Source organism: Paraburkholderia sediminicola (assembly GCF_046026675.1).
Classification (GTDB): Bacteria; Pseudomonadota; Gammaproteobacteria; order Burkholderiales; family Burkholderiaceae; genus Paraburkholderia; species Paraburkholderia sediminicola_F.
On record NZ_JAQQEY010000002.1, the window covers coordinates 3,173,255 to 3,195,055 of the forward strand.

General features: G+C 60.0%; 20 protein-coding genes. 9 read left to right on the forward strand and 11 right to left on the reverse strand.

The window, feature by feature from the left end; all coding sequences use genetic code 11:
* Positions 1–20 precede the first annotated feature (20 nt).
* Complete coding sequence (locus PQQ86_RS33900; protein WP_408277217.1) at positions 21–512, reverse strand: SRPBCC family protein; 492 nt, start codon at positions 510–512, stop codon at positions 21–23.
* 40 nt (positions 513–552) lie between these two features.
* Here PQQ86_RS33900 and PQQ86_RS33905 point away from each other — a divergent pair, with 40 nt between their 5' ends.
* Positions 553–825, forward strand: coding sequence for a hypothetical protein (locus PQQ86_RS33905; RefSeq protein WP_408277218.1), 273 nt, complete (start codon positions 553–555; stop codon positions 823–825).
* 391 nt (positions 826–1,216) lie between these two features.
* Positions 1,217–1,624 (forward strand): PPC domain-containing DNA-binding protein, encoded by a 408-nt coding sequence (locus PQQ86_RS33910; RefSeq protein WP_408277221.1) that lies wholly within the window; start codon positions 1,217–1,219, stop codon positions 1,622–1,624.
* Between the two features lie 156 nt (positions 1,625–1,780).
* On the opposite strand, the gene PQQ86_RS33915 is transcribed toward PQQ86_RS33910, so the two are convergent.
* Positions 1,781–2,254, reverse strand: a complete 474-nt coding sequence (locus PQQ86_RS33915; RefSeq protein ID WP_408277224.1) for a VOC family protein — start codon at positions 2,252–2,254, stop codon at positions 1,781–1,783.
* Between the two features lie 124 nt (positions 2,255–2,378).
* On the reverse strand, positions 2,379–3,236 hold the full coding sequence (locus PQQ86_RS33920; RefSeq protein ID WP_408277226.1) for a LysR substrate-binding domain-containing protein: 858 nt from the start codon (positions 3,234–3,236) through the stop codon (positions 2,379–2,381).
* A 105-nt stretch (positions 3,237–3,341) separates the two neighbouring features.
* Here PQQ86_RS33920 and PQQ86_RS33925 point away from each other — a divergent pair, with 105 nt between their 5' ends.
* On the forward strand, positions 3,342–4,643 hold the full coding sequence (locus tag PQQ86_RS33925; RefSeq protein ID WP_408277229.1) for an aspartate aminotransferase family protein: 1,302 nt from the start codon (positions 3,342–3,344) through the stop codon (positions 4,641–4,643).
* Between the two features lie 773 nt (positions 4,644–5,416).
* Here PQQ86_RS33925 and PQQ86_RS33930 read toward each other — a convergent pair.
* Positions 5,417–6,514 (reverse strand): lactonase family protein, encoded by a 1,098-nt coding sequence (locus PQQ86_RS33930; protein ID WP_408277231.1) that lies wholly within the window; start codon positions 6,512–6,514, stop codon positions 5,417–5,419.
* 143 nt (positions 6,515–6,657) lie between these two features.
* Positions 6,658–8,214 (reverse strand): methyl-accepting chemotaxis protein, encoded by a 1,557-nt coding sequence (locus PQQ86_RS33935; RefSeq protein WP_408277234.1) that lies wholly within the window; start codon positions 8,212–8,214, stop codon positions 6,658–6,660.
* Positions 8,215–8,691: 477 nt separating this feature from the next.
* On the opposite strand from PQQ86_RS33935, the gene PQQ86_RS33940 reads away from it, so the two are divergent.
* Together PQQ86_RS33940 and PQQ86_RS33945 are read left to right on the forward strand one after the other, a co-directional pair.
* Complete coding sequence (locus tag PQQ86_RS33940; protein WP_408279424.1) at positions 8,692–9,993, forward strand: UDP-N-acetylglucosamine 1-carboxyvinyltransferase; 1,302 nt, start codon at positions 8,692–8,694, stop codon at positions 9,991–9,993.
* A gap of 45 nt (positions 9,994–10,038) precedes the next feature.
* Entirely contained in the window at positions 10,039–10,998 is a 960-nt protein-coding gene (locus PQQ86_RS33945; RefSeq protein WP_408277237.1) for an alpha/beta fold hydrolase, read from the forward strand.
* A gap of 42 nt (positions 10,999–11,040) precedes the next feature.
* On the opposite strand, the gene PQQ86_RS33950 is transcribed toward PQQ86_RS33945, so the two are convergent.
* From PQQ86_RS33950 to PQQ86_RS33960, 3 genes are all read right to left on the reverse strand, one after another.
* Entirely contained in the window at positions 11,041–12,159 is a 1,119-nt protein-coding gene (locus tag PQQ86_RS33950; protein WP_408277240.1) for an aminotransferase, read from the reverse strand.
* Between the two features lie 78 nt (positions 12,160–12,237).
* A complete protein-coding gene (locus PQQ86_RS33955; protein WP_408277242.1) occupies positions 12,238–13,479 on the reverse strand; it encodes an NAD(P)/FAD-dependent oxidoreductase in 1,242 nt (413 codons plus the stop codon).
* Positions 13,480–13,543: 64 nt separating this feature from the next.
* Positions 13,544–14,332 carry an ABC transporter substrate-binding protein gene (locus PQQ86_RS33960; RefSeq protein ID WP_408277245.1) on the reverse strand — a complete coding sequence of 263 codons (789 nt, stop codon included), beginning with the start codon at positions 14,330–14,332 and terminating at the stop codon, positions 13,544–13,546.
* 237 nt (positions 14,333–14,569) lie between these two features.
* On the opposite strand from PQQ86_RS33960, the gene PQQ86_RS33965 reads away from it, so the two are divergent.
* From PQQ86_RS33965 to PQQ86_RS33980, 4 genes are all read left to right on the forward strand, one after another.
* On the forward strand, positions 14,570–15,541 hold the full coding sequence (locus PQQ86_RS33965) for an ornithine cyclodeaminase family protein (protein WP_408277248.1): 972 nt from the start codon (positions 14,570–14,572) through the stop codon (positions 15,539–15,541).
* 144 nt (positions 15,542–15,685) lie between these two features.
* Entirely contained in the window at positions 15,686–16,330 is a 645-nt protein-coding gene (locus tag PQQ86_RS33970) for a helix-turn-helix transcriptional regulator (protein WP_408277251.1), read from the forward strand.
* Between the two features lie 271 nt (positions 16,331–16,601).
* On the forward strand, positions 16,602–18,005 hold the full coding sequence (locus PQQ86_RS33975) for a GGDEF domain-containing protein (RefSeq protein WP_408277253.1): 1,404 nt from the start codon (positions 16,602–16,604) through the stop codon (positions 18,003–18,005).
* 125 nt (positions 18,006–18,130) lie between these two features.
* Positions 18,131–18,577, forward strand: coding sequence for an SRPBCC family protein (locus PQQ86_RS33980; RefSeq protein WP_408277256.1), 447 nt, complete (start codon positions 18,131–18,133; stop codon positions 18,575–18,577).
* A 78-nt stretch (positions 18,578–18,655) separates the two neighbouring features.
* On the opposite strand, the gene PQQ86_RS33985 is transcribed toward PQQ86_RS33980, so the two are convergent.
* The 3 genes from PQQ86_RS33985 to PQQ86_RS33995 are packed head-to-tail and all read right to left on the reverse strand — an operon-like array spanning position 18,656 to position 21,782.
* Positions 18,656–19,276 carry an ANTAR domain-containing response regulator gene (locus PQQ86_RS33985; RefSeq protein WP_408277258.1) on the reverse strand — a complete coding sequence of 207 codons (621 nt, stop codon included), beginning with the start codon at positions 19,274–19,276 and terminating at the stop codon, positions 18,656–18,658.
* Positions 19,273–20,448, reverse strand: coding sequence for a transporter substrate-binding domain-containing protein (locus tag PQQ86_RS33990; RefSeq protein ID WP_408277261.1), 1,176 nt, complete (start codon positions 20,446–20,448; stop codon positions 19,273–19,275). The genes PQQ86_RS33985 and PQQ86_RS33990 overlap by 4 nt, the downstream gene beginning before the upstream one ends.
* A gap of 32 nt (positions 20,449–20,480) precedes the next feature.
* Positions 20,481–21,782 (reverse strand): amidase, encoded by a 1,302-nt coding sequence (locus tag PQQ86_RS33995; RefSeq protein ID WP_408277264.1) that lies wholly within the window; start codon positions 21,780–21,782, stop codon positions 20,481–20,483.
* Between the last annotated feature and the right edge of the window lie 19 nt (positions 21,783–21,801).

The following is a 21,801-nucleotide window of genomic DNA, read 5'->3' on the forward strand; positions in this document are numbered from 1 at the left end:
GTTCGACGTCCGCGCCGGCTTCATCCTCCGTGCTCGATGCCAAGCAGCCGCGCATCCAGCCGCCGCGCCAGCGCCGCGCCGCCTTCGCGCATCACTGCATCGTGATTCCATTGGAAAACCGGTCGTAACAACGGCGCCAATGCATTCATCCATGCGCGGGTCGTATGCACGCGCCAGTCATAGCGGACCACGGTCAGGTTGCGTCCGTCGGTTGAAAAGCTCCACCGGCCGGCGCCTTCGACGTCGCCACTTGCCTCCCCCTCCAGCGCGATCAACGGGTCGACGCGTGTCACCCGCATATCGAACACGAGGCGATAGGGCAACCAGCCTTTCCACGTATAGCGTTGTACGATGCCCACGCCCTGATCGGAACCGGCCTCCAGCTGGTCCACGCGCTCAACGTTATTCCACCACTCGGGCCAGCGCGCCGAATCCTGGATTGCCGCCCAAACTTCCTGCACCGGTGCATCGATGCGCCAAATGGTGGAAAAGCGGTATTCGGCCGTCCGCACGCTGCCTCCGTTCTTAGTATCCTTCTGCAGATTTTGTCAGATGCTCACTGCACTTGCCATCACCGGCGAAACGGCACCGCGTTGCCCCACCTCGATATCTCGTCGAGACATCCGTAACAAACCGCAGGACGGCCGGAGCTGGGATCGGGACCGCCGATCATTCAGTTTTTGCCTGCACGCCCTGCAGGCGGACGAGGACCGCTATGGCGCTCAGGCGGCGCAGGAGTACGTGGACTTCATCCGTCAGGAGCCCTGGTACCTGTTCGATTTCGGCGCCCGCCTTCGCCATCTCTGGAGCGATGTCCCGATGTAGGGACCAGATCTCGTCCGCAAATGGGAGCGCCGCTACGCACCGACCACCGAATACGCGATCAAGGCTGTGTACGGAAAACTGATCGAGAAGGCGACGCGGGCCACCTACACTCCGGCCCTGATGACGACCGATGTGGTCGTCGACCGCCTGCCCGATGGGTGGTCGGCGCCGGCTCACGTCAGCGTGCTTGCCCGTCTGCCGGACGGTCGGGCATTACTTGCGTTGCCGCGCTATTTCGACTTCAGGTTTGCGGCGACAGCGCTTGCGCAACAGGGCATTCATCTCACCGACTTGAATCGGCAGAGGGTGCGGAGCGTCTGCTGGCCGCACTCTCCCGGTCGAGCTCGATTCGCCTTAAGCTATCGCCAAGCCCCCGGCCTGGAGCCTCACAATGCAAGCACATCCTCTACGCCTCTTTCCCGGCGACGATCTGCGTGTCGCCCTCGAAGACGTGCTGCGTGAAGTCAAGTTGCAGGCGGCTTTCGTGATCCAGGGCATCGGGAGCCTCAGCGTTGCCCAATTGCGATTTGCCGGCGACGAGGATCCGACTGAGCTGCGCGATGATCTGGAAATCCTGACGCTCGCCGGGTCCATATCACCTGATGGAGCGCATCTGCACATGTCGGTTGCCGACCCGCATGGTCAAGTGTTCGGTGGTCATGTGGCACGCGGTTGCATGGTCCGTACGACAGCGGAGATATTGCTGGCGCTTCTTCCCGAACATCGCTTCTCCCGGGAGCACGACTCGAGTTCAGGGTTCATGGAACTGTTCATACGTGCGAACAGCGTTGACGAATGAGGCCCAGCGAAAAGCCAGGACGTTCAATCGGAAACCACGAAGCGCACGTTGGATCGCGTGACGTCAGGGTTCCTGGACCGTGCGCGACGAGCGTCGGCTGGAAGCGGCCAAGCCTGACCGACGCTTCATGACGCACACGATGCAAGGGACGTTCTGTTAATCCGTCGTCCCCAGGTAAGCGGCTTTCAGCGCGGCGGCGTCGAACTTCACCATTTTCATCATGGCCTGAGCGACACGCCCTGCCTTTACCGGATCGGGGTCAGCCATCATCCTGATGAGATCAGTTGGAACAATTTGCCACGAGACGCCGAAGCGGTCTTTCAACCACCCGCAGGCCTCAGGCGAACCGCCACCCTCGAGAAAAGCATTCCAGTAGCGGTCAACTTCTGCCTGATCGGCACAATCGATCATAAGCGACATCGCATGGTTGAACGGGTCGCCCCCGCCAGCGGTCATGGCAATGAAGGGCTGCCCAAAGAGAACAAATTCGACCATCTTCGTGGAACCGGCGGCCGGTACTGGTGTAACCCGATTGACGCGCGAGTCCGGAAAGATACTCGCATAGAAAGCAGCGGCTTCCTCGGCCTGGTCGGAATACCAAAGAAATGGCGTGATCTTTTGAATCGTCATGGCAAATCTCCTGTCAGGGTTGGCTGAATGCGGAAGTAAGCCGCATGCTGCCATTGAGACGACGAAGGAAGACTATCAAAATCGACACGCCGCGAAGAAAAATTTCACTTTTCACCGGCTTCGATCACAGCAACGGCAGCGTCAGCCTGATGTGCTCCGCAAATACCGTGATCAGATGGGAGGGACGCTCCCGCTCGAACTTCAGGGTAATGCCTACGGTCGGCAAGGATGGAAGCGTCGGATCCCCATTGAGTATGCAAAGATCCGAGGGCACTGCAGTCTGTGTGATAACGGCAACGGCCTGCCCCGAGCGGACCAGGGCCGTCAGACCGGCGAGACTGCTGCTCGCATAGGCGATACGGTAAGCCCTGCCCGTGCGTTGCAGCGCTTCGCAGGCCGCCACATGGTCGAGCGTGTCAGGATCGGAAACCGCCAGCGGCAAGGGGTCGAAGTGCGCGGAATCCAGTCCCGGATAACCAACCCAGACCAGCGGTTCGCGGCGAATGATGTCGTCATTGCCCGCGTCGTCCGGCAGCGAGATCATGGCAAGGTCCAGCGCATGCATCTCCAGTTGTTCGAGCAATCGTGGGGTCGGGGCGCACATGACCTCTACCAGGGCATGCGGGTGCTGGCTCGAGAACTGGCGCAGCAAATGCGGCAGGAAAACAGCGGCGTAGTCGTCCGGACAGCCGAAGCGGATCGTGCCCGACAGCCCTTTGCCGGAGAGATCGGCCATCGCCTCGTCGTGCAGGCGCAGGATGCGTTGGGCGTGGATCAACAGGCGTTCGCCGGGATTGGTCAGCACCACCCCTCGACCCGTGCGCTGGAACAGCGGCTGATCGACGATTTCTTCGAGGCGTTTCATTTGCTGACTCAGCGCAGACTGGGTCCGGCCGATCCGGCTGGCCGCGCGGCTGAGCGCCCGGACTTCGGCGATGACGGTAAACGAACGCAGCAGATCAATTTCCAGGGAAAGACTCAAGGTATAAGTCCCGCTTCTATCTTCGATAAGAACTATTCGATTCTATGAAAGCAGAGAGCCATCTAGACTGCAAGTTATTCTCGCCACCCGACAAGGAGAAGCAAGGTGTCCCTGAACAACGATGCAAATTTCTGGCGCAACGCCAAACAGCACCTCATCCGCTACGGCGGCACCTTTGAGCCGATGATCATCGAGCGCGCCCAGGGTAGCTTCGTCTATGACGCGGACGGCCGCGCGATTCTGGATTTCACCTCGGGGCAGATGAGCGCGGTGCTTGGGCACAGCCATCCGGAAATCGTGTCGGTCATCAACGAATACGCCGGCAAGCTCGACCACCTTTTCAGCGGGATGCTGTCGCGACCGGTGGTCGACCTGGCGACCCGGTTGGCCGAGATCACGCCTGACGGGCTCGACCGGGCACTGTTACTCAGCACGGGCGCGGAGTCGAACGAAGCCGCCATTCGCATGGCGAAGCTCGTCACCGGTAAATATGAAATCGTCGGTTTCGCGCAGTCCTGGCACGGCATGACGGGAAATGCGGCATCCGCAACTTACAGCGCCGGTCGCAAGGGTGTCGGTCCGGCAGCCGTCGGCTCCTACGCGATCCCCGCCCCGTTCCCGTACCGGCCGCGTTTCGAGCGCAATGGGGAATACGATTTCCTGGCGGAACTGGACTACGCCTTCGATCTCATCGATCGCCAGTCCAGTGGCAATCTCGCCGCCTTCATCGCAGAGCCGATCCTCAGTTCAGGCGGCATCATCGAACTGCCGGTAGGCTACATGGCCGCACTGAAGCGCAAATGCGAGGAGCGCGGCATGCTGCTGATCCTCGATGAAGCGCAAACGGGTGTCGGGCGCACGGGCACAATGTTCGCCTGTCAGCGCGATGGCGTCACGCCCGACATTCTCACCCTGTCGAAGACGCTAGGAGCCGGTCTGCCGCTCGCGGCCGTCGTGACGTCCGCACAGATCGAGGAACGGGCTCACGAGTTGGGTTATCTGTTCTATACGACCCACGTGTCCGATCCGCTTCCCGCCGCCGTCGGTCTGCGGGTGCTGGATGTGGTCGAGCGCGAAGGGTTGGTCGCGCGTGCGAACCTGATGGGCGAGCGACTCAAGCGCGGCCTGCTCGATCTGATGGAACGCTTCGAGTGCATCGGTGACATTCGCGGACGCGGGCTGCTTCTGGGGATGGAGATCGTCAAGGACCGCCGCACGAAGGAGCCGGCGGATGGGCTCGGCGCGAAGATCACCCGCGAGTGCATGAACCTGGGGCTTAGCATGAACATCGTGCAGTTGCCCGGCATGGGCGGTGTCTTCCGGATCGCGCCTCCGTTGACCGTCCTCGAGAGCGAGATCGATCTGGGTCTGGATTTGCTCGGGCAGGCGATTGAGCGTTCGCTGTAGTCACATGTGTTGACACGCGCTCCAATTGCAAAGAAACTTGACGCTATGCTGACGCTAAACCTCTTCTCCTTCGCGTTTCAACGCCACATGGCAGTCCGTTCGGGCATGCCATCGGAGGCCAACGCGCGTTAGATAAGCAGGAACGCAGCTCAAAGGCCTCGCCGAAAATACGGATGAGGCCTTTTTTGTTTGTGGCGTCTCCGTGATCGGCATCACCAGCGGAGATGACCATGGACGAAAGAAGCCCAAAGTTGGCCCTATCCGGCTTGCCTGCAACCGACGATTGCAGCAAAGACCGCGTGGCAAGTACTGCGATCTACCCAACCCGGGGCCCTATGTCGACAATGCGTTGGGAAACCACCGTCGAATGGCACGATAGCGGGTGCGATGCACGTATTCGCTTCGCCCGGATGTTGTACCCATACGAGTACTGGAATCTTCCGATGCAGGAAGGCCACTTCGGCCGGCCGGTCATTTCTATGATTTCAGAGGATGACCCACCGACAACGACAGGGCCACCCCTCCTTGGCATTCTTGCGACTGCGGGCCGTTTGTGGCGGCTGGCAACCCGCAGGGCGCGGGCTACCGGGAAAGCCGCATCTGCGCTCTTCGGCAAGCGGTCGCAGGATTGACTAACGTGTTGACGTTCCGCGCGACAGTGCTGTGCTGTCGCGCGGAACTTCATCTGCAAGGCTATTAACTTGACCGTCCAACGTCACAGAGTGACAAGGCAGTTCGCGTGCAACTTGATCTGCTCACTCGTGACCCAGCTCTCAATTGCCGCTTGTTCCCTCGAACTCAACGATCTCAATCCAGTTCGCCCCCTTACCCACGGGGTACTGTCCAATCAAAGCCAGTGCGCCGGAGTCGCGGTCGATGCGGTAAGCGCTCATGTTTGACGACAGTTGACCGACTGCAAGCAGATACTTGCCCGACGGATCGATATTGAATCCGCGCGGCTGCTTTTCTGTCTGATACGTGCCGATGCGCGTCAGCTCACCCGATTTCGCGCTCACCCGATAGACAGCCAGCGTGTTGGACGTGCGTTCAGAGGCGTACAGGAAACGTCCGTCCGGCGTGACGTGCACATCCGCACCCCACGGCTTGTCGCCGGAAAAATCGGGCGGCAGGATGGAAACGGTCTGGACGGGTTTGACCTTGTCATGCGTGCTATCGAAGGCGAGCACATGCAGTTTGCCGTCGAGCTCATCGATCAGATAGACAAAGCGATGATCCGGCGAGAAAACAAAGTGCCGCGGTCCCGACTTCGGAGGCAACGAATAGGCGGGCGCGGCGTCTTCGGTCAACTGACCGTTCGAAGCATCGAATTTCAGGCGCAACCACGCATCCGAGCCGAGCACCGATGCGAAGACATAACGATTGTCGGGCGCATTGCGGATGGCGTGCGCCATCGGGCCGGTTTTGACAGTTTGCTGGATATCACCCGCCACGCCATCCGCAGCGATCCGGTTCACCGCCAGAAGGTTTCCGCCATACGATGCGGAAAAGAGGTAGCGACCGTTCGCATCCGTCGACACATAGGCCATGCTCTCCGCAAGCGGCGCTCTGCCCAGTTCGATCAGCCGACCGTCGAGCGGATTGACCGCGAAGCTCACCACGCTATATGGCTTGGATCGTAATGCGGCATAGAGCCGGAGATGATCGGGCGAAAGCGCCATCGGCATAACCGTGCCCCCAACCGGCACGGTCTCGACTGCGGCGAGTGAGCCGCTCGATTTGTCGAGACTGAAAACAGAGATGTCCTGGCTGTCCGCATTCGATACGTAGGCATACGTAGCAGCCTGCGATGCGCCCGATCCCAATACACCCGCAAACAGAACTGCTGCGACCAGGGTGGCCCTAACGCTCATCGTGACACTCCGTTGAAATGATTGAATATGAACATCCAGCATCGGCCGCCTCAGTCTTTTCGAGAAAATTTCGACGGCCGGTGGCGGCGCATTGCCGCCCCGGCAAGTGCGCGACCGATGCTTTTAGTGGATATGGATGCGGGTCAAGCCCGATTGAGGCGGAATGCGGAAACAGCATCCGTCATCGCCTGCGCCTGCTGTTCAAGCGCGCTCGCGGCGGCGGCGGCCTCCTCGACTAGCGCGGCGTTTTGCTGCGTCACCCGGTCCATCTGGCTAACAGCCTGCCCGACCTGTTCGATGCCGGAACTCTGTTCAACTGTCGCCGAGGTAATCTCAGCCATGATGGTGGCGACGCCTTGCACTGCGCCCACAATCTCGCCCATGGTCTTCCCCGCCTGGACAACGAGTTCATTGCCATCGCGGATATCGTTGACGGATGCGGCGATCAGCGTTTTGATTTCCTGTGCCGCGGCAGCGCTGCGCTGCGCAAGCGTGCGCACCTCGCCGGCAACGACTGCAAAGCCGCGGCCCTGCTCCCCTGCTCGCGCGGATTCGACCGCCGCATTCAAGGCCAGGATGTTGGTTTGAAATGCGATGCTGTTGATCATCCCCGTGATCTCGGCAATCTTGTTCGAACTGGCCGTGATTGCCGTCATTGTTTGCACCGCCTGCTGCACGACATTGCCGCCTCGCTGTGCGACATCCGCTGCATTGGCGGCGAGCTTGCTCGCCTGGCGGGCATGGTCGGCGTTCTGTTTGACGGTCGAAGTCAGCTCTTCCATGCTGGCCGCCGTTTCTTCGAGCGATGCAGACTGCTGCTCGGTTCTACTCGACAAATCGAGGTTGCCGGCAGCGATCTCACGCGCACCACCGTGGATGGCTTCACAGTTCACGCGCACATTCGACACCGTCTTAGCCAGGCCCGTCTGCATCTGCGACATCGCCGTAAACAGCTGCCCCAACTCGCTCCTGCCCCCCTCCGGAATCGATACGGTCAGGTCGCTTCCTGCAATACGGTTGAGCAACTCAGAGGCAATCTGCAGCGGACGGACCACAATCTTCCGCAAAGCGAGATGCGCGGCCACGATCAGTGCAAGGGCCAGTGCCACCCCCGCCGCCACCATCGTGACAACCCACGTGTATTCACGATCACCTTGCGCGGCGGAATTCTGGGCAAGTGCTTCAGCGAGCTTCTGGAACTTCTCGACATTGGCCGAATAGGCGACGCCGGCCAGCGTGATGTCTTTATCGTTGATCGATACGTATGCATTCGTATCGCCCCGCTGCAGGGCGTCGAACGCAGCATGCAGAATCGTGGCCAGAGTATTGGAAGAATCGATGAGTTTTTGCTTCAGCTCGTCGTCCTGCCCTGAAAATTTATCAGCATCGCGAAACATCTTGGTTTCGCGGTCTGCACGCTCCAATGTCGTGGCGGCACTTTTTAGCGCCGAGTCGCGGGTCGCTTCGTCATTGCGCTCTTTCAATGCGGAATACGCACGCGTCAGTGCGGCACGGGTGCGCGTGGAGTCTTTATAGGCATCATTGACCAGCGCTTCCTGGCTGGCGATATCGTGCAGACGCCGAGCGTTGTCGTTAGAACGGCCAAGTGCCAGCACCCCCACTACGCCGCCGATCAGGATCATGCCCGCGAAAAGCACGAGAACGGCAAGGAGACTGTGTCTTATTGTGAGATTACGCATGCCTACCGATCCAGTTAACCATTGTTCGTTTGTTTACGACATAAACAACGCAAAACCTGAGCCGTCGATCTCGCAAGATTGCCTTACAGACCGCTACGTGGCGTAGCGTCGTGCGTATCCATTTCGAGATACGTCATCATACAAGATGAATTGACCCTTTGTCGAAATTCTTTGATACGTATTTACCCAGATTTGCCCAGCTCGTTAAGTTTCAAATTCCTTCCATTCGGCGGCACCAAGTCATCTATTTATATGACGTCATATGTCTTTGAGGCTGCTCGTACCCACCGATATAGCAGCAAAGCAGCGCGGGCACGCACTCCATTACCGGTCACGAACCATTGCCCGCGAGGCGCCGGACAGAGTGTTTTAAGAAGCGGCAAGAAAAACACCCAGGAATCCCGCAACATCCTCCGCATGCCATCCGGTGGCATGATAGTGGCCTCGCTTCTCAACCCACCAGCCTCTCTCCCGAACATGTCGAACCTGATCGTACATGGCGGCCTCCCGTTACGCGGCGAGATCGTGCCATCCGCCAATAAGAACGCTGTCCTGCCCATCCTGTGTGCCACGCTGCTGACCGACCAGCCACTGCGTCTCATCGGCGTACCCGAGATTACTGACGTCAAGAAGATCCTCGAGATCTTTCGCACGCTCGGCAGCAACGTGTCGATGGACTTTGCTACCGGCATTCTCGATTTGCATCATCACGCCACTTCTTTCGATCCCGTCGCGCACAGGCTGCCCGAGGAGATGCGTTCTTCGATCATGCTGGTGCCGCCGTTGCTGGCGCGTTTTGGCGTCGCACGTCTGGAGAACGATGTGAAGGGCTGCACGCTGGGCGTGCGCGAGATCGATCCGCACGTTGAGGTGTTCGAGCGCTTCGGTGCGAGCATTGAGCGCACCACCGACTCGCTGATCGTGCGCGCGAGCACTCAAATGTCGGCAAATCATCATTGGCTGGACTACGCGTCAGTCACCACCACTGAGAATTTCGTGCTTTGCGCGGCGTCGGCCAACGGCACGTCGACCTTGGTCAATGCAGCTTCGGAACCGCATGTGCAGGAGTTTTGCCGTTTTCTGGCAATGCTGGGTGTGCCAATCGACGGCATCGGCACATCGCGCCTAAGCGTGGAAGGCGGCCATAAACTCGGCGGCGGCGAGTTCCGGTTCAGCGAGGATTTCCACGAAATCGCGACCTTTCTCGCGCTTGGTGCAATCACCGGGGGCGACATCAAGGTCAAAAACAGTGCACCCGATCAGTTCCCGCTTATCGATCGAACCTTCGCGAAGTTCGGCGTGCAGGTGGAGCATCGCGATGGCTGGTCACATGCCGTGCGGGAAGGCCCATTGCGAGTACGCCGGCCTTTCACGCAGAATATCCTCACCAAGGTGGAAGCGGCGCCCTGGCCGTATCTGCCCGTCGATCTGCTCCCCATCTTCATCGCGCTTGGCGTGAAGGCGGAAGGCAGCGCGATGTTCTGGAACAAGGTGTATGACGGAGCAATGGGCTGGTCCGTTGAACTCTCCAAGTTCGGCGCGCACGTGTTCCTGTCGGACCCTCATCGTTTGATCACTTTCGGCGGACTTCAGTTAAGCCCCGCGAAGGTCGAAAGTCCGTACATCATTCGCGTGGCAATCGCGCTGCTCATGGTCGCGGCGAGTATCGAGGGGCGCTCGGAAATCACCAATGCGCTGCCGATCCGCCGCGCACACCCCAATTTTGTGGAAAACCTGCGCTCGGTGGGCGCGCGCGTGGAATGGACCAGTAGCGAATGATCGTTTAAGGCGATCCACCGCAACCTGAGCATCATGGAGCAAACCTTGCACGAACTTCGCCTCGAGACACTGCAGGTAGGCGCACTGCGCATGCGTGTAGCCAGCCAGGGTAGCGGCCCGCTGGTGCTGCTATGTCATGGATTTCCGGAGTCCTGGTATGCCTGGCGGCACCAGTTGGCGGCGCTGTCAGCCGCCGGGTTCCGCGCCGTCGCACCCGACATGCGTGGCTATGGCGGCACCGATGCGCCGCCGGACGCGGAGTCGTACACGATGTTGCATCTCGTCGGCGACATGGTCGAGCTCGTCAATGTTCTCGGCGCGAGCGAGGCGGTGATCGTCGGGCACGACTGGGGCGCGCCGGTGGCCTGGAACGCGGCGATGTTGCGGCCCGATCTGTTCCGCGCCGTCGTTGGCATGAGTGTGCCGTTCCATCCACCTGCACGAGAGGACTTGCTCAGTGCACTGGAGCGGCAAGGTGTCCAAACGTTCTATATGCAGTATTTCCAGACACCCGGTATCGCTGAGCGCGAGTTCGAGGCTGATCCCGAAGCCACCATTCGACGCGTCACGTTCAGCATGTCGGGCGATGGGCCCGACCACGTGGTGGCCGGCATACTCGCGCCCGGCACAGGTTTTCTCGACAACACAGTGGACCCCGAGACGCTGCCAGGCTGGCTGAGCAACGAAGAAATTGCTTACGTGGCAGGCGAATTCGCGCGCACCGGTTTCAGAGGTGGGCTGAACTGGTACCGCAGCATTCGGCGCTCATCGGAACTCATGGCCGCATGGCGAGGCTGCGTGATTCGGCAGCCTTCGCTTTTCGTGGCCGGCGCGGAAGACGACGTCCTTAAGTTTCCAGGTGCGCAGGCCCGTATCGCGAATCTGGCACGCGTGCTGCCCGGCCTGCGAGGATGCCATATTCTCGATGGAGCGGGTCATTGGATTCAGCGCGAGCGTTCGGCAGAAGTGAGCGACCTGCTGGTTGCGTTCCTGAAGGGACTGTAGGCAGCGCGCATCCCCGGCTCGATCGAGCGCAGACTACGGCGATCAGAACCTGCCGAGGAATTCCGAAACTTTCGCCAGTCCCGTTTCAAGTACGTTCCGGTTGTTCGCATACCCGATACGCACGTAGCCTTCCATGTCGAGCGCGCTGCCCGGCGTGAACATCACACCGGTTTGCTCGATGAGCTCCGTGCAAAATTGCAGGGACGAAATCGGCAGATCGAACTTCAGGAGTGCAGTCGTTCCCGACTTCGGCTTGATATACGAAATAGCCGGCTCCCTCGCAACCCATGCGTCCAGAATCGCCAGATTGGTACGCACGATGTCGTGATTGCGGGCAAGAATCGCCGCACGGTTCTCGAGTGCAATCGAAGCAAAGTGATCGTCGATCATGCCAACGCTGATCGTGTTGTAGTCGCGATGAATCGCAACAGCGTGAATCAGATCCTTCGGGCCGCCGATCCAACCGAGCCGCAAGCCGGCAAGCGAATACGTCTTGGACATGCTGCCGGTACTGATGCCACGCTCATACACGTCGGCAATCGAAGCCGTATAGCCCGTGCCATCCTGATCCGTGCCGCGATAGACCTCGTCGCAAAGCACATACGCGCCACATGAACGCGCGATGTCCCCGATTTCGGTCAGAAACGGCTCATCCATCAGCGAGCCCGTCGGGTTGTTCGGATTGTTGATCGCGATGAGTCTGGTTTTGTCGTTGATGAGCCGGCGGAGTTCGGCAAGATCCGGAAGAAAGCCGTTCTCCTCGCGCAGCTTCAGAATCCGCACATCCGCACCGTAACTCTCGGGAATCGAATAATGCTGCTGATACGTGGGCAGCACCGAGATCACCGTGTCGCCGGGTTCGACCAGGGTCTGATACACCAACGCATTACCCCCGATCGCGCCGTGCGTGACGATCAGGTTGGCGGGCGACTGACGCGCGTACATCGACGAAATCGCTTCACGGAGTCGCATCGATCCCTCGATAGCGCCGTACGTGAGTTTGAGCGGCCGTAGCTCGTCGAGAATGCTGTCCTGCTTGCCGGCGAGCGTGAGCAACTCGTCCACGGTCAGTGACTCGACACAGGTTTCGGCCAGGTTGTAAGTGCATTGGGTCTCGTAGAGATCCATCCAGCGCTCGACGCCGAAGTCCTTGATCTTCATTTCACTCTCCTTCGCAATTCGTTACGCGATGATTCGTGACGCAGTGACTTATCGATGAAGCGAGTCGGCCACGGCCGTCTATCGGAATCGCTCGGGACGGAACGGATACGGATCGGTAAAAGGCTCGCCCCCCGTCATCATTTCCGCCAGCAAACGGCCTGTCACGGGACCGAGCGTCAACCCGTGATGGTTATGCCCGAACGAGAACCACAGCCCTCGGTGGCGAGGCGCGCGCCCAATGACAGGCCGCATGTCAGGCGTACACGGCCGCAACCCTAGCCATGGCGCGTCGTCCAGGCGGCGGCCCAGACCGAATATCGGCCGGGCGACGGCTTCCGCGCGTTCCAGTTGAACGCCCGTCGGTGGCGCATCGCGTCGGGCGATTTCCACGCCCGTAGTCAGTCGCAGGCGCCCTTGCATGGGCGCGACCACATACCCTTTTTCCGTGTCGACCAGCGGTATCGAGAGCATCGCTTTCGTGGCCTCGTAGTGCATGTGGTAGCCGCGCTTTGCCCGTAGCGGTATCCGATATCCGAGCGGCTCAAAAACCTTGTCGGACCAGGGGCCGAGCGCCACGACCACCTCTTTGGCACTGATCCTGCCTTGCGATGTCTGCACAGTCCATGCATCGGCTTCCTGACGCATCGTGCCCGCCTCGCCGGTGAGCAACGCGCCACCGCCCTCCTCGAACAGTCGCGCATAGCCCTTCGTCAACGCACCCGGATTGGAGATGCTCTTCGGGTCCTGCCAATGCAATGCACCGCTAAAACCCTGCGCGATACCCGGTTCGCGCGCCACCAGTGCATCGGCATCGCACGGCATCACGCGCAGTCCGTATGTCTTTGCCGTGACTTCGGCGGCTGATGCCTGCCGTTCATATTCCGAGCGCGTACGGAATGCCTCGAGCCAGCCGCCGTCATGCGCGAGGTTTTGGAGACCGGCGCGTTCGATCAACACGTCGTGCTCGGCGACGCTTCGCCGGATCAACGGCAACATATCGCGCGCGGCAGCTTCGAGCCGCTCGGGAGACGACTCCCACCAGAATCGCGCGAGCCACGTCGCGAAAGACGGCAGCGCCTTGTAGTCCCAGTAAAGATCGGTCGACCGATTACGCATGTAGCGCAGCAGTGTACTGAGATCGCGTGGAAAGCCGTAAGGAATCACCGACGAACTTTCGATCAGGCCGGCATTGCCGAAACTGGTCTCTTCGCCGGGGCCGCGTCGATCGACAAGCCCCACGCGACGACCGCGATCCTGCAGATGCAGCGCGGACGACACGCCGACAATCCCTGCTCCCAGCACGATCACATCGAAATCCATAAGCTCGCTCGAATGTTCATTTCGGAGCCCGATGCGAATCCGCTCGCATCGGGTCATGAACCGGTTACTTCGCGATGATGTCGCGCTTGAAATACTTCTGCGAAAGGTTACTGAGCGTACCGTCTTTCTTAAGCGCGGCGAGCGCGGCATCGATCTTTCCGGCCAGGGCCTTGTCGCCCTTGCGCAAGCCGAAGCCCGTGCCTTCGCCAAGCGTTGCCGGATCGCTGAGCGGCTGGCCGGCAATCGCATAGTCATGGCCTGACGGCTTGTTCAGGAAACCGTCCTCAACAGTCTGCGCTTCCTGGACGGCAGCATCCAGACGTCCTGCAACGAGGTCGGCGTACACCTGATCCTGGTCCTGGTACGAGACGATCGATACGCCGGCATTCGCCCAGTGGCGCTTAAGGAAATCTTCCTGCGACGATCCCTGAAGGACGCCGACGCGTTTGCCCTGCAGGCTCTTCACATCCGGCAACAAGGGCGAACCACGCTTTGCCACCATCACGATCGGCACCACGTAAATCGCCGGTGTGAAATCGATGGACTGTTTGCGCTTGTCCGTAATGTTCATCGCGGAATTGATGACATCGAATTTGCGCGCCTGCAACGCGGGAATCAATCCGTCGAACGAATTCTCCACCCACTCGCATTTCACGCCCATCTTCGCGCAGACCGCGTTGCCGACGTCAACGTCGAATCCCTGCAATTGCCCCGTCGGCGACTTGCTTTCGAACGGTGGATACGCGGCCTCGATGCCGAAGCGCAAGGTGCTTTGAGTCTCGGCGCTGACAGTGCCAACCGAACCGATTAAAGCGGCAGCGACGAAAAGTGAGAGTGAAAGCTTCAGACGCATGATGGTTCCCTATGAAATTGGGGTTCACAAAATTAGGGTACGGGGCGATTACGGACGGCGCGACCTCGAGAAGACGCATGAGGTGCCAGAGAGGCCTGTTCTCAGTCGTTCTGGAATGACAGTCTATTCTGGACACTCATAAATGCAAGCGATTTCAAAATAAAAGTCCAGACTGGACTTTTTGACTTTAGAATTGTGCTGACGCCGCTAGCCGGCAACGATGTGGAGAGCAGGCCCATGAGCAGCACAGACAAAGTATTCCCGTTGATCGTCCAGCAGGATGCGGTGCGCAAAGCACTGCCCCACCTCGATGTGCGCGGTGCATTGACACGCATGTTTCTCTCGCTTGCGAACGACTCCGCGGTGCAGCCGCCCCAGACCTTCACTCCGTTTCCACAAGGAGCCGGCGATTTCATTACGTACCTCGGGGTCATGGCGGAGGCCAAGGTATTCGGAGCAAAGATGTCGCCGTACATCGTGACCGAAGCGAAACCGGTCATTACGGCATGGACCGCACTGATGTCCATGGAAACAGGGCAACCTTTGATGTGGTGCGATGCGGGTCTGCTTACCATCGAGCGCACCGCTGGCGCAACGGCAGTTGCGGTGGAACACCTTGCGGCGCCCGACTCACGTCGGCTCGCCATCGTCGGCGCCGGTTCAGTGGGGCAGGCGCATTTGCGCCATCTTGCGCCACTGCGACCGTGGGACTCGATCAGTGTGTTTTCACCCGAGCTTGCGAGCAACGAGGCGAAGCGCACGGAGATCGCAGCCCTTCACGAGCGTGTGCGAGTTTGCACCCAGCTCGATGAGTGCGTGCGCGATGCCGACGTGGTCGCGTTGTGCACATCCTCAGGCACGCCTGTACTGTCGGACAACCTGCTGACCAAGCCGGCACTCATCACATCGATCAGCACGAACGTCGCCAATGCGCATGAAATTCCACCGGCGTGGATTCAAGACATGGACGTCTATTGCGACTACCGGCGAACCACGCCCGCCAGCGCAGGTGAAATGAAATTGGCGGCGCAACTGCATGACTGGTCGCCGGAAAGCGTTCTGGGCGATTTGCCCGAACTCGTATCCGGCAGGGCCAGGAAACCCTCCTGGCGGCAGCACGTCTTCTTTCGCTCAATCGGACTCGGACTGGAAGATGTAGCGATTGCCTACGCGTTGTTCAGGCACGTAACCGGGCAGCCGATCGGTTGAGCAAGACCGATGCGGCGGTGCGTGGGTTGCCGCAAACAGGGATGAATATTGCCCGTGGCAAAATAGTGCATCGCACGAATATGCGTTGCGCATCGACGCACATGCCGGCAGACCCGGCCAAACCGAAAAATCTCATGCTTCCCTATGCGAAAGACTAAGACCACCCCCGCACGCCGGCTTCTGCTGGATCGCTACGGCCGTGTCGCCGACGGTATTGCGCTGCTCTTCTTTCCGTACGTCGAAATCGTCATTCATGACCTGCATAGCCAGACGATTGCGTACATTGCAAACAACCTGTCAAAGCGTGAGCTAGGCGATGAATCGGCGCTGGAAGAGATTGATCATTCAGTGCAATCAGGCACGATCGGTCCGTACGAAAAGATCAATTGGGACGGCAGACGAATGCGCTGTGTCAGCACGGTGCTCTTTGACGACGCAGGCGCGGCTGTCGGCGTGATGTGCGTCAATTACAACATCGCCGTCTTTGAGGACATGAAACATGTCATCGATCGCGTCGTGTCGGGCGCGGGTCTGGTCAAGCAGCCTGAGGAGCTGTTCAAGGACGACTGGCAGGAACGCATCAACACGTTTCTCCACGCATGGCTTCAGGAACGCCAGCTGGCACTCAACTCCCTGACCCGGGAACACCGTCGCGAACTTGTCGAGGCACTGTGGGAGGAAGGAGCCTTCAAAGGAAAGAGCGCGGCTAACTATGTTGCCAACGTTCTGGGCATGGGCCGTGCGACCGTCTATCAGCATATAAGGGATTTACGCGGCGCCGCAGCCTAGGCTGAATCGGATTCAACGGCTGGCGACCGTCGGCTACGGCCTCTGATATTTTCAGAAGGAAACTGCACGATATATCAGGAGCCAATTGCACGACCGATATACCACCGATGCAAATTACAGTCCGTTATACTTTCAATTGCCTGAAGGTAGTCCGCTGCGCGGTATGTTTGGCCAGGCATAACCGCATGGTGCCGTGTCCGAGTCGGTTGATCCACGCGTCAATCGCTCGGCGATGCGAAAAAACCACCGTAATATTGTCGGAGACGGGCACATGAGCACGACAATTTCAATCGAAGAGCCGCCTCGCCTCATCGGGATCGTGACCAAGGTCTACTCGGGTTTGCTGGTCATTGGTTTTGCGCTCCTTCCCGCCTACCTGATTGCCTATCTGGCGTTCTTTCAAGACCCAAGCCTGAAGTTCGAAAATCACGGGTTCCACGAAATCGCGATCGCAGCAGCAACGCTCGAGGGGCTGTTTGTCACCTATGTGACGTGGCGTTGTTATCTGTCGTCGGGTGAACCGCTGTTGCGGTGGCTGACTTTAGGTTTCCTGGGCTTTGTGCTGGTCTATGCGCTGCACGGCGCGTTCACCGGCATGGCTCACCACAATATCTGGCTATTCCTGCTCTACGGACCCGCATCGCGTCTGGTGATGTCGGTGCTGCTGCTGATCGGGCTTCTCTCGTATCACCGCCAGCCGCACGCGCTCAAGCAGCGCTCGAATCCGCGCCCGTGGCTGATGTGGATCGCGGTGTTCGTCGTGATCGACCTGGTTGTCGGAGTCATTGCGAACTCGCCCATTGCCGGCGACCTCGCCGTGCGGCTATCCATGGAAGGCGGAGCGCTTGTCTTCTCGACGCTAAACGTCACCGTGCTGATGCTGCGCCGCATCCGCTCGCCGCTGATGGTGATCTACGGCATCTCCATCACCTTCTTCGCGCTGGCGTCGCTCGCGTTCATTCTCGGCAAGCCCTGGAATCATATGTGGTGGCTGGCGCACGCGATTTTCGCCGCCGGCTTTTTCCTGCTGAGCTATGGCGTCGTTCAGGCGTTTCGCACAACGCGATCCTTTTCGACGATCTACAGCCAGGAAGAACTGATGGCTCGCCTCGCCGAAGCGATGGCACGCACGGAAAGCGCGCTGCAGGAACTCCAACGCACCAATCACAAGCTCGAACACCTCGCCGCAACCGATCCGCTGACAGGCGCCGCGAACCGGCGCGAGTTTATCCAGCAAGTGGAAGCGGAAATCGCACGAGCGAGGCGTGGTGGTGCGCCGTTCTCGCTGCTGGCGCTGGATCTCGACCACTTCAAATTGATCAACGACAACTACGGCCATCAGGTGGGTGACGAGGTGCTGCAGCGATTCGTGCAGAAATGCCTTGATGCCATTCGGCCGTATGACGGTGTGGCGCGAGTCGGCGGCGAAGAGTTTATGGTGCTGCTGCCTAGAGCCGCGCTGGACGTGGCACGTTCGATCGCGGAGCGCGTTCGGGGCGCCGTCGCTACCGAGGAGTTCTATACCGGAACCGGGCGGGCCGTCGCCGTTACCGTCAGTGTTGGTGTCTCCGAGTTTGGCCGCGACGGCGATACGATCGACACCCTCTTACGCGTCGCCGATGAACGCCTTTACCAGGCCAAGCACGATGGCCGCAACCGTGTGGTAGCGGGATAGAAGCGACAACAGGTGATGCTCTTTGCCACCTACGGGTTTTTCCTGGTCTTACCCTATGTCGATACCGGCGTCGCCCGATCGTCGTAGGAGTATGTTCAACTTCTCCAGTGAAAGGCTAGCGCACCATGACTACCGGAACAATCCGTCTCCATCGCGTCCTGCACGCTACTCCCGAACGTGTCTATCGGGCCTTCCTCGAAGCCGATGCGATCGCAAAGTGGCTTCCTCCCTACGGGTTCACCTGTCAGGTCCATCACATGGATGCACGCGTGGGTGGCACTCACAAGATGTCCTTCCGTAACTTCGGCACCGGCAATAGCCACTCGTTCGGCGGCGAGTACGTCGAACTGGTGCCGTTCGAGAAGATCCGCTACTCGGACCGATTCGACGACCCCAACCTGCCAGGCCAGATGGACGTCACTATTTCTTTGCGGCAGGTGTCATGCGGAACCGATCTCACCATTGTGCAGGAGGGTGTGCCCGAGGTCATTCCAGTGGAGATGTGCTACCTCGGCTGGCAGGAGTCGCTGGTTCAGTTGGCGAAGTTGGTCGAGCCGGTGATCCCTGACTGACGGCACCGGTATAGGCATGCGCGTTACCGCTCAGTGCATTCTCTAGGTGCTTGCCGAGCGACGTCTAGCGGGTGAGGCTCAAGGCTTTGATCCCTTGCCAAGGCCGAGCTTTTCCATTGCCTCATGGGCATCGATCACCAACGTGGCGATCTCGCTCACCGTGACCCGGAGACTTGTCGCTCTTGAGCGCATGTGCTCGTATGCTTCGCTCTCGCTAAGCTGGTGCGCCTCCATGAGGATGCGGATAGCCTTCTCGATGTGGCGTCGCGCCTTGATCGCCTCCTCGAGCTTGGCGACCTTGCTGTGCAAGCGCTGCTGATAGCCTGAGGACGCGCGCGCGAGCACCAGGGTGCTCAGAATGCCGGTGGACCGGTAGGGCTTGGTGATGACGCCATGCGCCTGCGTATCCACCAGCATTTTCAGCGCCGTTGGATTTTCGTAATCGGATAACGCGATCAATGTGGCTTCGGTATCGGCTGCGCACCAATTGCCCGCGCTGCGGGTTTCGGGGCCGACGAGAAAGAAAATCGCGTCGACATCGGCGGGCAGTTGCGACGGAAACGGCCAGAGTACGCGCACCTGGCAACCGATGCGGCGCAACTGCTCTTCCAGAACAATGCGATCCTCGCCCGGCGGATGAATCACGAGGACGCGCAGCGTGCGTAGATCGTCGAACAGACGACGGGCCCCCGTGCTCATGCCGATTCTCCGTCGAGCCAGAATTCCGCGAATCCGTACGTCGTCAGATAGGGATCAGGTTTGACCGGACCTCGCCCCTCCCAGACGATATCGAACGAGCCGTCCGGCCTGCACACGGCAATGCGCGGCGTCAGTATCGCGTGATTGTTCTCCGGATCGATCTTCAGCACCCCCTCTGGCGAATCGAATTCGACTTCATGTACCGCCTCCACCAACTTGGCCGTATCGAGACTTCCGCTACGGGCCAGCGCCAGCGCAAACAGATGCACCTGGTTATACGCCATCTCCGACCACATGCTGGCCGGTTGATCTCCGAATCGCGCATGCCATGATTTCAGAAAGCGCTGGTTACTCGCGAGGTTCAGCGTGTTGACGTAACTCGCCGAGACGATGTGGCTGCCACACAGTTCGGAGCCGATCATCCGCGTTTCGCCCTCGGTCATTGTCAAGCTTGCGATCGGAATCTGTGCCGGGTCGATCCCGTGCTCGCGATACAGCCGATAAAAGTCGCGCGCGCCTCGCCCGATCAGCGTGGAGAACACGACGTCGGGCTCGATGTCCTTGATCTGCCGCACCACATCTTCCAGCGCCGCTGGATCCGCATCGCTCGGCAGATAGAGTTCTTCCACGATTTCGCCGCCATGCTGCTCGACCATGTCGCGCATGATCCGATTCGATTCTCGCGGATAGATGTAGTCGGCGCCAACCAGAAAAAACCGGCGGCCATGATTGCGCAGCAGATAAGCGGCCAGCTGCATGCTGTTCTGGTTCGGTACCCCGCCGGTGTAGATCACGTTCGGCGAATACTCAAACCCTTCATAGATCGAGCAATACCAGAGCAATGCGTTAGTGCGTTCGATCACCGGCAAAACCGCCTTTCGGCTCGACGAAGTCGAACAGCCGAAAATCACGGTCACATCGTCTTCCTGCAGCATCCGCGTGGCGAGCCGGCGATATTCGTCAGGATCGCTCTTCGGATCGTAAACAACCGGGTCGAGCAGGCGCCCACCCACGCCGCCGGCCGCGTTGATTTCTTCAACCGCGAGTACTGTGCCGAAAAAATGCTCCGACCCGGTCGCTGAGGTCACGCCTGTGCGCGAGTACAACACGCCGATGCGCCAACCATCGTCCGCGGTCGCCGGATTGGCCGGCTGTCGCGAGCTCGACTCCATTTCGTCTCCTCCTTGCATCGCTTCCTTGTTGTTCAGGTCGCGGGAAAACGTCCCACTGTTGCCGCAACCGCCTGCTCGACAAACGCGGCGGCGTCGAGGCATCGTGCATCGTCCCAAGGGCGGCAGATCACCTGCACGCCAATCGGGGCGCCGCGTGCGCCCCTCAATCCCGGCACGTTCACGCACGGGCAACCGAGCAAGGTCCAATTGCGATTGAATGCGGGGTCGCCCGTGGACGCGTGGCCGTCGGGCGCTTCGTCGGGCGCGCTCGGCGTCAGCAATCCGGTAATGCCGTCGAATAGTTCGGCAAGCCTGGCCTTTGCCTGTTCCGTCAGAACACACGCCTTGATGTAGGTTGCGGTATCGACCCTCGCTGCGCGATCAAGAAAACCGGCGAGCATCGGCGATAGATCGACACGACGATGATCGTACTCGAACCCCAACGACTGATACGCCTCATAGCTCTGGATAGTGTCGTGCGCGGCGACCAGGTCGGCCATCCACGGCGCGAAACGCACACGCCGCACGCGCCCTCCCGCCTGCTCGATAGCGCGCACCGCCGTGTCGAGCGCGTCACTCGCATTCGCCGACGGTGCGGTCCATGGGTAGCTGTCCGGCACGCCGAACACCGGACCGGCCGTCACGCCGCTCAGGGCAAGCGGCCGGCCCGACAGGGCCTGGGCGAAGTAAGCCACGTCACGCACACCGGCGCCGAACAGGCCGACCGTATCGAACGACCACGAGAAGCACTTCATGCCGACGGTCGGCAACATGCCGAGTGTGGGCTTGTAGCCGGCGATGCCGCAGAACGAAGCGGGCCGGATTGTCGAGCCGCCGGTCTGCGTGCCGATCGCGAAAGGCACGATGCCGGCGGCCACCGCGGCGGCCGACCCGGATGACGACCCGCCCGGGGTACGCGTCAGGTCGCACGGATTGCGCGTCACTGGCGGCGTCATATAGGCGAATTCGCTGGTAACGGTCTTGCCGATGACAATACCGCCGTTACGCCGCACTAACGTCACAATCGCGGCATCGGATTTCGGCTGATGGCCTTCGTAAATTGGCGAGCCGTAGCCGGTGACCAGGTCGCTCGTGTCGAAGATATCTTTCACCGCGATCGGTATGCCGGCCAATGGACCGGTTGCACCGGCGGCCAAGGTCAACGCCGTTTCCCGCTGCGCGACGGCCGTCATCGCCCTCACCTCGGGTTCGACCTCCTCGATGCGTGCGAACGACTCGAGGATGGCGCGCTCGCGCTCGCGCGGGTCGCCGGCGGTTTTCTCGAGCAGGTCCAGTCCTGAGCGGGGTCGATAAAATGAGTTTGCGTTCGTCATGTGCCGCCTTTCGTCATGG

What these genes read in the sequence shown, in the direction of transcription:
- PQQ86_RS33965 (WP_408277248.1), top strand. Translation starts at nt 14,570, where the DNA reads ATGAGCAGCACAGACAAAGTATTCCCGTTGATCGTCCAGCAGGATGCG.
- PQQ86_RS33915 (WP_408277224.1), bottom strand. Translation starts at nt 2,254, where the DNA reads ATGACGATTCAAAAGATCACGCCATTTCTTTGGTATTCCGACCAGGCC.
- PQQ86_RS33985 (WP_408277258.1), bottom strand. Translation starts at nt 19,276, where the DNA reads ATGAGCACGGGGGCCCGTCGTCTGTTCGACGATCTACGCACGCTGCGC.
- PQQ86_RS33955 (WP_408277242.1), bottom strand. Translation starts at nt 13,479, where the DNA reads ATGGATTTCGATGTGATCGTGCTGGGAGCAGGGATTGTCGGCGTGTCG.
- PQQ86_RS33940 (WP_408279424.1), top strand. Translation starts at nt 8,692, where the DNA reads ATGTCGAACCTGATCGTACATGGCGGCCTCCCGTTACGCGGCGAGATC.
- PQQ86_RS33930 (WP_408277231.1), bottom strand. Translation starts at nt 6,514, where the DNA reads ATGAGCGTTAGGGCCACCCTGGTCGCAGCAGTTCTGTTTGCGGGTGTA.
- PQQ86_RS33990 (WP_408277261.1), bottom strand. Translation starts at nt 20,448, where the DNA reads ATGGAGTCGAGCTCGCGACAGCCGGCCAATCCGGCGACCGCGGACGAT.
- PQQ86_RS33970 (WP_408277251.1), top strand. Translation starts at nt 15,686, where the DNA reads ATGCGAAAGACTAAGACCACCCCCGCACGCCGGCTTCTGCTGGATCGC.
- PQQ86_RS33960 (WP_408277245.1), bottom strand. Translation starts at nt 14,332, where the DNA reads ATGCGTCTGAAGCTTTCACTCTCACTTTTCGTCGCTGCCGCTTTAATC.
- PQQ86_RS33910 (WP_408277221.1), top strand. Translation starts at nt 1,217, where the DNA reads ATGCAAGCACATCCTCTACGCCTCTTTCCCGGCGACGATCTGCGTGTC.
- PQQ86_RS33950 (WP_408277240.1), bottom strand. Translation starts at nt 12,159, where the DNA reads ATGAAGATCAAGGACTTCGGCGTCGAGCGCTGGATGGATCTCTACGAG.
- PQQ86_RS33980 (WP_408277256.1), top strand. Translation starts at nt 18,131, where the DNA reads ATGACTACCGGAACAATCCGTCTCCATCGCGTCCTGCACGCTACTCCC.
- PQQ86_RS33905 (WP_408277218.1), top strand. Translation starts at nt 553, where the DNA reads ATGCTCACTGCACTTGCCATCACCGGCGAAACGGCACCGCGTTGCCCC.
- PQQ86_RS33995 (WP_408277264.1), bottom strand. Translation starts at nt 21,782, where the DNA reads ATGACGAACGCAAACTCATTTTATCGACCCCGCTCAGGACTGGACCTG.
- PQQ86_RS33935 (WP_408277234.1), bottom strand. Translation starts at nt 8,214, where the DNA reads ATGCGTAATCTCACAATAAGACACAGTCTCCTTGCCGTTCTCGTGCTT.
- PQQ86_RS33975 (WP_408277253.1), top strand. Translation starts at nt 16,602, where the DNA reads ATGAGCACGACAATTTCAATCGAAGAGCCGCCTCGCCTCATCGGGATC.